This window comes from Sporosarcina sp. P12(2017), assembly GCF_002743035.1.
Lineage (GTDB): Bacteria > Bacillota > Bacilli > Bacillales_A > Planococcaceae > Sporosarcina > Sporosarcina ureae.
In genome coordinates this window covers 20138-32913 of sequence record NZ_PDYL01000020.1, presented here as the reverse complement: position 1 = coordinate 32913, position 12776 = coordinate 20138, and the positions used below count along the sequence as shown (strand labels likewise).

The 12776-nt window shown below is 41.2% G+C and carries 15 protein-coding genes; all 15 read right to left on the bottom strand.

What is annotated here, in order from left to right; all coding sequences use genetic code 11:
- Positions 1-14 precede the first annotated feature (14 nt).
- The 15 genes from glmU to CSV80_RS14815 all read right to left on the bottom strand — a co-directional run bounded on the left by glmU (position 15) and on the right by CSV80_RS14815 (position 12417).
- Positions 15-1373: a bifunctional UDP-N-acetylglucosamine diphosphorylase/glucosamine-1-phosphate N-acetyltransferase GlmU gene (gene glmU / locus CSV80_RS14885; RefSeq protein WP_099671463.1), complete on the bottom strand. Its 1359-nt coding sequence runs from the start codon at positions 1371-1373 to the stop codon at positions 15-17.
- A 476-nt stretch (positions 1374-1849) separates the two neighbouring features.
- Positions 1850-2137 carry a septation regulator SpoVG gene (gene spoVG, locus CSV80_RS14880; protein WP_099671462.1) on the bottom strand — a complete coding sequence of 96 codons (288 nt, stop codon included), beginning with the start codon at positions 2135-2137 and terminating at the stop codon, positions 1850-1852.
- Between the two features lie 254 nt (positions 2138-2391).
- A complete protein-coding gene (locus CSV80_RS14875) occupies positions 2392-2766 on the bottom strand; it encodes a RidA family protein (RefSeq protein ID WP_099671461.1) in 375 nt (124 codons plus the stop codon).
- Positions 2754-3596: a pur operon repressor gene (gene purR / locus CSV80_RS14870; protein ID WP_099671460.1), complete on the bottom strand. Its 843-nt coding sequence runs from the start codon at positions 3594-3596 to the stop codon at positions 2754-2756. The genes CSV80_RS14875 and purR overlap by 13 nt, the downstream gene beginning before the upstream one ends.
- A gap of 58 nt (positions 3597-3654) precedes the next feature.
- A complete protein-coding gene (ispE, locus tag CSV80_RS14865) occupies positions 3655-4521 on the bottom strand; it encodes a 4-(cytidine 5'-diphospho)-2-C-methyl-D-erythritol kinase (protein WP_099671459.1) in 867 nt (288 codons plus the stop codon).
- A 191-nt stretch (positions 4522-4712) separates the two neighbouring features.
- Complete coding sequence (locus tag CSV80_RS14860) at positions 4713-5063, bottom strand: DUF2200 domain-containing protein (protein WP_029054868.1); 351 nt, start codon at positions 5061-5063, stop codon at positions 4713-4715.
- A gap of 14 nt (positions 5064-5077) precedes the next feature.
- Positions 5078-6145: an NAD(P)H-dependent flavin oxidoreductase gene (locus CSV80_RS14855; RefSeq protein WP_099671458.1), complete on the bottom strand. Its 1068-nt coding sequence runs from the start codon at positions 6143-6145 to the stop codon at positions 5078-5080.
- Between the two features lie 29 nt (positions 6146-6174).
- Positions 6175-6408, bottom strand: a complete 234-nt coding sequence (locus tag CSV80_RS14850) for a hypothetical protein (protein ID WP_233208492.1) — start codon at positions 6406-6408, stop codon at positions 6175-6177.
- 127 nt (positions 6409-6535) lie between these two features.
- Positions 6536-7582, bottom strand: coding sequence for an S-layer homology domain-containing protein (locus tag CSV80_RS14845; protein WP_099671456.1), 1047 nt, complete (start codon positions 7580-7582; stop codon positions 6536-6538).
- Between the two features lie 358 nt (positions 7583-7940).
- Positions 7941-8114, bottom strand: coding sequence for a small, acid-soluble spore protein, alpha/beta type (locus tag CSV80_RS14840; RefSeq protein WP_029054864.1), 174 nt, complete (start codon positions 8112-8114; stop codon positions 7941-7943).
- Between the two features lie 141 nt (positions 8115-8255).
- On the bottom strand, positions 8256-8522 hold the full coding sequence (gene veg / locus CSV80_RS14835) for a biofilm formation stimulator Veg (RefSeq protein ID WP_029054863.1): 267 nt from the start codon (positions 8520-8522) through the stop codon (positions 8256-8258).
- A 143-nt stretch (positions 8523-8665) separates the two neighbouring features.
- On the bottom strand, positions 8666-9559 hold the full coding sequence (gene rsmA, locus CSV80_RS14830; protein WP_099671455.1) for a 16S rRNA (adenine(1518)-N(6)/adenine(1519)-N(6))-dimethyltransferase RsmA: 894 nt from the start codon (positions 9557-9559) through the stop codon (positions 8666-8668).
- Positions 9552-10118, bottom strand: a complete 567-nt coding sequence (rnmV, locus tag CSV80_RS14825; RefSeq protein ID WP_099671454.1) for a ribonuclease M5 — start codon at positions 10116-10118, stop codon at positions 9552-9554. Before rnmV ends, rsmA begins: the two co-directional genes overlap by 8 nt.
- A gap of 133 nt (positions 10119-10251) precedes the next feature.
- Complete coding sequence (locus CSV80_RS18120) at positions 10252-11517, bottom strand: G5 and 3D domain-containing protein (RefSeq protein ID WP_304442301.1); 1266 nt, start codon at positions 11515-11517, stop codon at positions 10252-10254.
- A gap of 132 nt (positions 11518-11649) precedes the next feature.
- Entirely contained in the window at positions 11650-12417 is a 768-nt protein-coding gene (locus tag CSV80_RS14815; protein WP_099671452.1) for a TatD family hydrolase, read from the bottom strand.
- Between the last annotated feature and the right edge of the window lie 359 nt (positions 12418-12776).

Below are 12776 nucleotides of genomic sequence, written 5' to 3'. Positions count from 1 at the left end.
TTGGTTGGGTAAGATTAGTTTTTTACGTATCCTTCTTTATTCTCTTGCCGAACGCGTCCAATTGCAAGTGAATTTTCCGGAACATTTTTTGTGACTGTGGATCCCGCTGCCACAATCGCATTCTTTCCTATCGTGACTGGTGCGACCAAATTGGCATTGCAGCCAATAAATGCATTGTCTTCTATCTCTGTTTTGTACTTGTTTTTTCCATCGTAATTCACAGTAATCGTACCACAGCCAACGTTAACATTCTTTCCAATTTCTGTATCCCCTATGTAGCTGAGGTGAGAAACTTTACTATCATCACCAAGCTGAGATTTTTTCACCTCAACAAAGTTACCTACTTTGACATGATCACCAAGCTGTGTTTCAGGACGTAAGTGTGCAAAAGGACCGACTGCTGTCTGATTTCCAACTATACTATCACGAACAACAGAAGAATGAATCGTTGTGTGATCGCCCACCGTACTGTTTTGAATATGGCTGTTAGGACCAATGACACATTGTGAGCCGATTTTTGTAGCTCCTTCAATGAGGACGCCAGGTTGGATGACAGTATCACGGCCAATTTCAGCTTCTGCACTGATCACTGTCTGCTCAGGGCTAATAATTGTGACACCGTTACGCATATGCTTTTCCGCAATCAGTTGGCGCATACTTTTTTCAGCTTGTGCCAGTGCCACGCGGTCGTTAACGCCTAGTGTTTCATGAAAATCCGGTGTCGTATAAGCTGATATTCGCTGTCCTTCAGATTTTAAAATTCCTAATACGTCTGGGAGATAATACTCGCCTTGTGCGTTATCATTGTTCACTTTTTTTAGTGTGTCGAATAACACCCGGTTGTCAAAGCAGTACGTACCTGTATTAATCTCCTTAACAAGACGCTCTTCGTCGTTTGTGTCTTTATGTTCGACGTTTCGCACTACGTCACCGTTATCGGCACGGATGATGCGACCGTAACCCGTTGGATCATCTGCAATTGCAGTAAGTATTGTCGCCTTGGCTTCTGTTTTATGATGATGCGCAAGGAGCGCTGCCATCGTTTCTGTGCTAATCAATGGCGTGTCACCGCAGACAACCAGTGTTGTGCCATCAAGATCCGCAAGTACCTTCTCGGCTTGCTGCACGGCATGTGCAGTGCCTAGTTGCTCTGCCTGCAGAGCGTATTCACTTTTGCCGCCCAAAGTTTGCTCTACCATCTCGGCACCGTGACCGACAATCGTGACGATCCGATCTGAGCGGAGATCGCGAATGTGATCGATCACATGCTCAACCATCGGCTTGCCACAGACTGGATGAAGTACTTTATAAAGATCCGACTTCATTCGCGTGCCCTGTCCTGCAGCTAGGACAATCGCATATGTATTTGTCATCTGTCAGCCTCCATCCTTGTTTGATAAATTCATAATTGACTATATCGGAAACCATTGATTTTTTCAAGCATATCCCCTTGACAATTACACAACTTTATTTTATGATTGTTAATCTTTTTGTGATTATAAGGGTATAGAAATAAAAAAGGTAGGTACATATTGACGAAACGTTCAAACTAACTGGTTATTGCAACGGTGAGTTAATTAGTAAGTAAGTACGCGGGGATGGAAGCTCCAGTTGGCGGACGCTTTAACCTTAGTAAAAAAGTGAGGTTGCTTTTTTACTCACTGTAGGTAGTATGTGAATTATTGTTGTATTTTAACTTACGTAAGTTCAAGATCAACACCAATCTTTATCCCGATATCCATGCAGGCTTCTAAATTTCCATTTCAAAATGACAAAAAGGCCATCTACTCAAACAGATGGCCTTTTTATGAATACGACGTATGGAAACGCTTACTCTAAGGTAATAAAATTATAGAACAGCCTCTTGCAATTCCCCTCGCTGTTCATCTACTTGATGATAAACCGCCAGGATGGACTCCTGTACTTTCGTCCGTGCATCCGAATTAATCGGATGCGCCACATCGCGGAACTCCCCATCCGGTGTGCGTTTGCTCGGCATTGCCACAAATAATCCGTCATTCCCCTCGATGACTCGAATATCATGGATGACAAACTGATCGTTAAGCGTAATGGAGGCTATTGCTCTCATTCTACCTTCCGTGTCTACCTTGCGTAATCTCACATCTGTGATCTCCATTTTCCCCACTCCCTTGTTGTCGTTTTCACACTAAACGTATTCTAGGTTAGTTGGCATGATTACTCTTTTAACCATAATACTGGTGCTGATTCTATAATACTAGTTTTCATACCAAATGAAAATAGAATCTTTTGTGAATTTTTTAATATTTGTATATTACTTCATATTTGCAGCTGGTTTCATCCTAATCACTTTCTACTAACAAGAAAAACCCGACACGATCTTGACTAGATCATGTCGGGCTTCACATTCAATTACTCACAAAGCGCAATCGCTTCGATTTCTACTCGTACGTCTTTTGGAAGACGGGCCACTTCTACTGTCGAGCGAGCTGGTTTATGCTCTCCGAAGTGTTCTTCATAAATGGCATTTAACGCTCCAAATTCATTTATATCTTGAATAAACACTGTCGTTTTAATGACTTTTTGTAAACTTGAACCTGCTTCTTCCAGTACTTTGCTCAAATTCCGAAGAACTTGGTTCGTCTGTTCTTCTATCCCGCCACCTATCACTTCGCCTGCAAGTGTCAAAGGAATCTGTCCTGACGTGTACACTACACCATTCACTTTTACTGCTTGTGAATAAGGTCCAATTGCCTGTGGTGCTTGTTCTGTTTTTACATATTCCATAACTCATTACCGCCTCTCGTGAAATAATTTCCTTCTTCCAACTCGATCTTACGGTGTTTCTCATCGACTGCACGTAATTTTACTAATGAAAGATAATCATCTACCAGAACTTCTTCGAGGTGTTCGGCTTCTACCAAGACCGCCACGCCACCCAGTTCACAGTTGAATTCTTCAAGCAAGCTTTTCATGCCCTGCATCGTGCCGCCCACCTTCATAAAATCATCTGTCAACAATACTTTTTGACCGCTCTGCATACTTCTCTTTGACAGCACCATTGTTTGGATCCTGCGTGCAGAACCAGACACGTAATTAATGCTGACAGTAGGACCTTCCGTCACTTTGCTGTCTCGTCGCACCACGATGACCGGTACGTTCAAATGACGGGCAATCGCATGGGCAATCGGAATGCCTTTCGTTGCAACCGTCATAATTACGTCAATTTCTTTATCAAAGAAAGCTGTCGCAATCACCTTGCCAATTCGATCGAGAAAACGGGGATTTCCCAACAAGTCCGTCATATACAGATAACCGCCAGGAAGTAGTCGATCTGATTTTCTTAGTTCATTCATTAATGAATGAATGACTTCTTTTATTTCCTCACGACCGACTAACGGGATATATTTAATACCGCCAGCAGCACCTGAAATCGTCACTAGACGACCCGTGCGACTTTCTTCAAATGTCTCTTTCAAAATACCAAGATCTTCACTAATTGAGGATTTGGCGGCTGAATACCGGTTCGAAAAAAACGTCAAAGAAATGAGTGTGTGTGGATTTTCCAGCAAATGACGTGTCATATCAACAAGCCTTTCACTTCTTTTCCATTTCATATAATACCGACTCCTAAATCCGAATGATTTATAAGTAGATTATCATAATCGTCCGGCATTAATCAACTACAATAGGTTCCCCAAGCATACGCACGGCATGTACATCTTGGCAAAACCCTTTCAAGGCATTTACTATTTTCGGCACACGCGATTCATGTTTCACCAGCCCGAATACAGTTGGACCGCTACCGCTCATTAAAACAGCGTCTGCTCCAAAACGCTCCATTTGCTCCTTGAGTATGACAACTTCCTTATGAAGACCCATCGTCACAGGCTCAAGCACATTCCCTAGCGATACGCACATCTTGTCATAATTACTTTCTTGCAATGCTTCCATCATACGCTCTGTTTGCGGATGCGTAATAGAAGACAAGTTTAACTGTCCATAAATATTGCCAGTCGATACACCGATTGTCGGTTTCGCCAGCACGACCCAGCAGTTAGGTGGAGCAGGTAGATGTGTGATGTCTTCCCCTCGCCCTCTTGCAATGGCAGTGCCACCATATACGCAAAATGATACATCTGATCCAATTTCTGCACCTAGGACAGCCAGCTCATCCAAAGACAATCCGAGTTCCCATAGACGGTTTAATCCACGAAGAGTCGCAGCTGCATCTGAACTTCCACCAGCCAATCCTGCTGCAATTGGGATATTCTTATCTAGAGTAATTTCAACTCCATAATCCAAGCGATAGCGTTTGCGCAATAAATCCGCTGCTTGGTACGCCAAGTTTTTGCGATCATTCGGCACAAATCGATGAGATGACTGAATCGTAATGGCTTGGTCCGTCGTAGGACGGAGCCAAATACGGTCAGCTAAATCAACCGTTGTCATAATCATCTCGACATCATGATAGCCATCCGGCCGTTTGCTCAACACATCTAATGTTAAGTTGATTTTCGCAGGCGCCTTTTCGTAAATCATGATAAAAGCTCCCTCCCCACTGCATTGTTCTTGCTCATATATTACCACAGAATGAATAGAACATAAGGAGATTAAATAAAAAAAAGAACTGCAATGGCTTTGCAGTTCATTTTGTTACGTCAATTTCCGTACCATAGTTCTGTAGCAGATGATTTCCTACAGCTATTTTTGAACGAATAGAATTTCATTTGTTATTTGCGCAAGATCTTTTCCATTGCTTTCCCCTTTGCCAACTCATCAATCAGCTTATCCAAATAACGTATTTCCTGCATCGTTGATTCTTCTATTTCTTCCACTCTAACTCCACATATAACACCTTTGATTAGCGCCCGTGAAGAATTCAACTTCGGAGCTTCCGCAAAGAAAGTTTCAAAGTCTGTCTGCTTTTCCAACTGTACTTCCAGCTCTTCTTGGCTGTATCCCGTCAACCAACGAATGATTTCATCGACTTCCGATTTTGTGCGTCCTTTTTTCTCTACTTTTTTAATATAGAGCGGATAGACCTTGGCGAAACTCATTGTATAAATCTTATGTGTAGTCATCGTTCACCCTCCGATCATCTATTACTCATTATATTTTCTACTTGAAGAACGATGTCCGACAGTAAAGCCGCGGCATGTTGTCTAGTACTTAAGCGAGGTGACTGTCCACTCCAAAGGTGAATCCATTCGGGTCGATTTTGCTTGGCAGCTTCACTACGAATTTCTGTGGTTAATGCGTTCATGATAGGATAATCCGGCAGTTCTTCTTCATAAGGTTTTACTTCGTGGATAAAGTCATTTTGAATGCCTCTTGCTGGTTTACCGCTAAATACGGATGTAATAACAGTTTGATCTTCCGTGCTTTTGAGAATGGCATCGATATGTTGTGTTGTCGCTCCGCTTTCAACAGCCGTTACGAATGCGGTCCCCATCTGAACCGCTTGTGCTCCGAGTGTAAGAGCTGCTAAGACACCTCTTCCGTCCATAATACCTCCAGCAGCAATAACCGGAATGTGTACATGATCTGCCGCCTGAGGAACAAGCGACATCGTTCCGATCATGGAATCACTGAAGCTTCCTGAAAATGTACCACGATGTCCCCCCGCTTCGCTTCCTTGCATGACAACCATATCAACCCCACACTCTTCATTGATAATTGCTTCTCTTACAGTTGTAGCAGTCCCCATCACGATGATGTTTTCTTTCTGTAGTTGTTGGACAATATCTTTTGAAGGTACGCCGAATGTGAAACTACAGACCGCTATCTCTTCTTGAATTATGACTTCCACTTGCTGATCAAAATTTGCCGTAGAGACTTCCTTTACTTCAGGCTCAGCCACGTGTAACTCTTCACGATAAGGTCGTAATAATTCATTGGCCTTTTTAATCTTATCCTTGGATATCTGTGACACCTCGGGAATAAACAAGTTGACCCCGAAAGGCTGATTCGTTAATTTCTTAATCTTATTTATTACTTCTCTCATATCTTCTGCCTTCATATAGCCTGCCCCGAGCGTGCCCAGGCCCCCCGCATTGGATACTGCAGCTATTAATTCAGGTGTGGTCGTACCGCCAGCCATTCCCGCTTGAATGATTGGGTATGTAATTCCAAGTGATTTTGTTACCTTATTGTTATTCCACATCTTGTTGAACCCCCTCTTCAATGTGTACTTTACATAGTAGCGTTGTTGTTCTTCTCTCCCTTACGTCTCATTAATATTTTATTTCCCAGCCAATAACCGATTATTGCGGCCAGAAGCATGAGTAAAATCGATAAAAGTGAATGCATGTCAGGATTAAGTAATTCCTTGAACAAGCTAACCATACCGACAAAGACACCCACGAGTAATGCCCTGCCTACATTTCCTTTCATCACATTCCCACCCCCGTTTTCTGGTTCTACCAAAGGCCCCTAGAGAATAGTCTTTCCATCATAACGTAAATCATAGAAGATTGGTGCTGCCTTGTTCGTTCTAAGTAATAGAAAAAGAGCTGCAAATGTATTTCATTCTGCAACCCTGGTATTGTACATATTATTTTATCATTGAATTGGGTAGGTACACTAAATTCGCCGCTGTACTTACATTGTCATCATTCACTGTTAGTATCACCACATAACCAGTCTTTTCCCACCCTGAATTGAACGTAGTTTCATAGTCCGTGTCAGAGTAATAGTCCGCTCCAAACTCACGTTGTGCATGCTCGTTTAATTCATTGTACATCGCAAACATTTCATCTGAAGTATGATAGGTATCTTCTCCACCCATAAAGTCATAGGTTATGAATTGTAACTTATTGTTTTCGAAGTAGTAAATTAAATCTGTATAGTAATTATACTTTGTAGTCCGATAGATCAATAATCGTTTATTTCCCTCACGTAAATTCGAAAGCAATATTGCAGGCGACTTTGATTCAACACGTATCACTTGAGCTGGATCCATTCCAAAGTGAACTCCTCTTGTCACCATAACTGGGGGCACAGGTCGGAACGCAGGATCCATAGCTCTTGCTACGAATGCAGCAATATGCGAACGAGTTAATGTTTCATTCGGTTTAAATGTACCGTCAGGATAGCCTGAGGTGATATTTTCAAAAGCCAGTTTACGCACGGCACTATACGCCGTAGAACCCTTCGATACATCTTTAAATCGAATGTCTTTTTCTTTGGTCAGTTTAAACGCGTTCGCTATGAAGGCAGCCATATGACCACGTGTCACCTTTTGCGTAGGCTTGAACGTACCATCAGGATAGCCATTGATGATTTTTTCTTTCACAGCAGAGTTGATGTAACCAGAGGAATACCTGCTCGCAGGAACATCTTTAAATTTCGTCTTTGCTTTCTTTCCATCCAACCCTGTCGCTTTAGCCACCATGATGGCGACTTCTTCGCGTGTCACTTTATCATTCAACCCAAAGCGCGCACTAGGCTCAATCACTTTATTCTCCAATAAATACATAATAGCAGTATAGTTCGGATGATTTTTCGGTACGTCTGTAAACATTTTAGAAGAAGCTTGTGTTTTAGGAGCTACTGAAAACGTCAATACGAGTATTAAAATTATTGCAAAAACCTTTTTCATGCGTATTTATCCCCTTTTTCCATAAGATGTAATGACTATATCACGTCAATTAGCTAAAATGATAAATACGCGAAAACATATTGCATTACTACACAAATGGATTAAATTCGCTAAATAAATAATTGAAATTCATGCATATATACTAATACAAATCACTTTTCTAGGGATCACAATACTACACCTTTCTATTTGACTTGTTTCTAGACTAGTCAAGTAGAAAGATGATCCTGTACATTTTTTATTCAATTGTATAAGAAGGCTAAAAATTATGATTGAACAGTAGAAAGAACTGCAAAGCCATTTCGCCTTTGCAGTTACTTTTGTCAGCCTGTTTTGGATTCTACGGACATTAGTTGGATTACTTCTTCTCCTCCACTTGTCTACTCGCCATTTCAATTGCATGTTTTACCATGTTTCCAGCATCACGTGAGCGAATACCGCCCCAGCCTTCTTTCTGCACTACATCATAGAAGCCAAGCTCTTTCGCGATTTCTTCTTTCAATTGATCTGACATGACGCCTTTTCTCGCCATTATAGTTTCCTCCTTTTCGGCTGACATATGTAGTGTATGCCGTTAAGGGTAAATTACACTTCATTTATGTAACATAATAAAAAAACCCGCCAGAACATTCCGGCGGATTCACTAGAGAATAAATTAAAATAGCATAATAAATTATTTGATGATAAAGGCCGTTTGGTCCGAACCATCAAGGACTGTTATTTCAACCGCTTCGGTTAAAATATCAGCATAGCTGTAAGAAACTCTTTCAAACGCATTGTCATCCTGATCCAACTCTACTACGAAAACGGCACGATACGTATCGCGCAAAACTCCAGCATGTTCAATCGTCTTCTTACGACCACCATTTGCTTTCAAGTGGAGACGTTTCCCTAAATGAGCGTCCAGTGACTTTTTAATGTCTGCTAATGTTTTTGGCATGTTACTTACACCTCACTAAATACAAGCATAACATTTTTACATGCGTTTGTCAACAAAATTTTTATTTTAACAGTTTGTCTATGTCTTTGTCAATAACTTTATGATGAATTTCACTATTTTTTCATATGAAATTGTCATTAATTTTATTCCGGTTTTAGCTTGCCAAAGTGAGGGTATAGTGCATTAGCCAGTTTGATGAACTCGGGTATCGATAATGTTTCCCCTCTTCTGATCGGATCAATACCTGATTGAACAAACGCTTGCTGAATCAATTCCTTTTTTTCCTGTCCTTCAGGGAGTGAGGACTGGAGGTTGTTCCACAGTGTCTTGCGGCGATGCAAGAACGATCCTTGTGTCACTGTGAATAAGAAGTCTTCATCCGCCACAGGAGCGTGTGGCTCTTCTCTACGCGTCAAACTAAGAACAGCTGACTCTACATTCGGTTGCGGAATGAACACCGTCTTCGGTACAATCATAGATACTTCTGCATCCATATAATACTGGACAGCGATTGATAACGAGCCATATGCCTTCGTGCTTGGTACTGCTGTAATTCGATCTGCTACTTCTTTTTGCATCATAATGACAAGCTGGCTTACGCGTGCTTTTTCCATTAGGAACTTCATGATGATCGGCGTTGTAATATAATACGGTAAGTTGGCCACGACTACGATGTCTTCATAGTCTGCGAACTGTTCTTCAATTACTTGATGAATATCCGCTTTGAGTACGTCTTGATGAATCACGGTGACATTTGGATATGGTGACATCGTATCTTCGAGTACAGGTAACAGGCGGTCGTCTATTTCAAATGCTACAACCTTCCCTGCCTGCCGTGCGAGATGCTCTGTTAACGCACCGATTCCCGGTCCTACTTCAATGACTCCTGTGTCTTTCGTAATCACTGCGCAAGAGACGATATTATGCAGTACGTTCGAATCCACCAAGAAATTCTGACCTAAACTCTTCTTGAATGAAAATCCGTGTTTCTGTAAAATCTCTTTCGTTCTCACTGGCGTTGCTATGTCTTTATACATCTGTTTTCATTTCCTCCTCGTCGAGAACTTGTACCGCTTCATTTAACTTGGTGACAGAAATCCGGAACATCTCCAGTCGTTTCTTCAATCCTTTACCGTTTACCTGCCCAATATGCAATAACTCCGACAGACGTTCTCTTCGCTTTCTGGAGTCAGTGTGACCGATTAATCTGGCTTCTAGTAATGTTGCCATCGGAATCTCTTCTATTGTATGCTCACTCACCGTGTAAACAGAAGCCAATGCTTGACGAATTGCTTCGTCATTCGCATGTTCAATTCCTACTCCACGTCCATTTTTCGCTATAGTTTCTTTCTTCGGTAAAAATGCATGTTTTACATCGGGGATCTGTTCTTCGATAATTGCTCGAATACGTCGGCCTGGGAAGTCTGGATCGGTAAAGACAATAACTCCACGCGTCCGTTGTGCGTGACGAATCCGCTCAATCGTCTTTTCTGAAATTGCCGACCCATTTGTTTCAATCGTATCCGCTCCTGTCGCGCGTTTGACAGCTACAGTATCAGACTTCCCTTCCACCACAACTACTTCTTCTATATTCACAATATTCCTCTTTTCTTACGATATCATTCTTTCTATTTTACTGTGTTTTTTCAATTCTGTACACCATACCGGTAGGAAACGGAAAAAAACCGATAAGAGGAAGAGTTTTCTTCCCCTTATCGGTACACTATTATTAGTTAATGACTTTAATTTTTACTTGACGACGGCCAAATGAGTAAGCCGCTTCTTTTGTAGGCATGTGTAAATCGATACGGTTTCCTTTGATAGCGCCACCTGTATCTCCTGCGATTGCATAACCATAGCCTTCCACCCAAACTTTAGAGCCTAGTGGAATTACTCGTGGATCAACTGCGATTAATTTCATATTCGGATTCGCACGCAAGTTAATACCTGTCGCTGTGATTCCTGAACATCCATTACAATAAGCTGTATATGCACTTGCGTTCGCATAGAATTCTTTTCCACCGCTTGGCTCGCTACTAGTACCACGTGATACTGCTACTTGCGCTTTTGCTGGTGTACCGGAAGATTTTGCCGTTGCATTTGTAGATGCTTTTGCTGGAGCTGCAGTCGCTACCTCTACTTTTGGTGCTTTAGCTCCTACATGAACAACTTTATGTGTAGGTTCTTCTACCATCGTCTTACCAACTAATTCACGAGAAACTACTTTTCCATTCTTTTTCGTAATTTGGAATTTCTTTTGTAGTTTACCCTTTTTACCGTTAGTGACAACTTTTTCTTTACCTTTAAGCATAGTCATATCTGTTTTTCTTTTAGTTTTGAAGTCTGCTGTTTCTTCAACTACATCCGTGATTTTTTCTACACGTGCAATTTTAACCACTGCATTAGATGCTGTCAACTTTGCACTTGTATCGCCTTCTACTTTATCCAAGTTTGCAAGTCGAATGTTTTGGTCTGTCAAAAACTTTCTTACTGTAGTTTGAGTTGACCATACTGTACGCTCTTTACCGCCGTCTTTGACAGTGACAGGGAATGCTTTAGCAATTGCAATGGGTTGGTTTTCTGTAATTTTGGTTTCTAGAGCCGGTTCGATTTCGTCATGTGTAGCAACTTCAATCTCCGCTGTTTTAAGTACATCATTTACGGTAGCTTCTGTTGTCCAAAGTTCTTGAGTCTCACCATCTACATCAATTATTACTTTGTTTGCTTTTTGCCATTTGATTTCTGTATCGTTTTCAAGCGGTGTGTTAACTGTCGGTTCTACTAGATCATGTTTTTGTACTTTTACGTCATTAGCCGCTAGTACTTCTCCCACTGTAGCTGCTGCTGTACGTAATTCTATTTGCTTGCCATTAAGGTCCATTGAAATGTTTTTCTTTTTTCCGTCAATCAATACGAGTGACGTTGTTGCTACGAATAATGCCATTGCCATAAATAAAATTCCAATGCGCATAAACTTAGTGTTCTTCTGAAACATGTTAAGAATTTCCCCTTTCATTACTCGGCTGAGTATATAGCGTTTAATTTACACTGTCAAACTTCCAAACTACTAACCGTTTATAGCTAGAGATATTTCAGTTTTAATAGACAAATAATTGACATATGTCGTTCACTGAATCTTAAACAGTTGTAATGCATTTGCAGACGTTTGCTTTGCTACTTCCTCAACCGACACTTCTTTCAACCGCGCAATTTCCTCCGCCACTAATGTGACATAGGACGGTTCATTGCGCTTCCCTCGATAAGGATGCGGTGCTAAATATGGTGCATCCGTTTCGATCAGTAGCTTATCGAGTGAAATCTCTGTTGCTACTTCTTTCGGCATTCTAGCATTCTTAAACGTCACAGGTCCGCCTAGCGAAATAAGAAAGTTCATTTCTATACATTGTTCAGCTGTCTCAACACTACCGCTGTAACAATGCATAATCCCACCGACTTCCGCTGCATTTTCTTCCTGTAGAATACGAACTACGTCGCCTGTTGCGTCGCGATTATGAATAATGATTGGCAATTCTACTTCCTTTGCCAGTCGTATCTGCTTACGGAATAACTCTTGCTGTATATCTTTTGGTGATTTATCCCAGTGGTAATCGAGACCGGTTTCTCCAATGCCGATGACTTTCGGATGAGCCGACAACTCCTTGATCCAGTTCAGATCACTTTCTGTGCAATCTACTGCATCAACAGGATGCCAACCAATCACTCCATAGATGAATGGGTATTGTTCTACTAACTTCATGGCTTTGTTAATAGTTTTCGTATCAAACCCAACTACGACCATTTTTTCTACGTTTGCATCAATTGCACGTTGAATGACTTCTTCCACGTCTTCTTCGTATTGATCTGCATTTAAATGAACATGTGTATCAATAAACATAGTATCTCTCCTAACACTGTTTTCTATTCTAGTAGCTTTGATTATGTCTTTCATCTCATTTGTATTACAGTTGTGTAACAAAGAGTTTGTCTATTCTGTCTACCGTGTTCAAAATGCTTTACTACCAGACATGCGCAACTAGTAGGTGGTGCGTGGAAAACTTTTAGCTTTTATAGGTTTGATGTAACAATTGTGACATCAAATAAAGCTAAGTGGATACGTAAGCCTACCGCGATTACCAAAGTGAAGATAATTATTATACAGCCCTACTGCCCTACTTTCCTTCTTACTCATCAACTAACCAAACCATTACACAACAAGCACTAATCACTCATGCGCAACAACAACATAACTCCGCA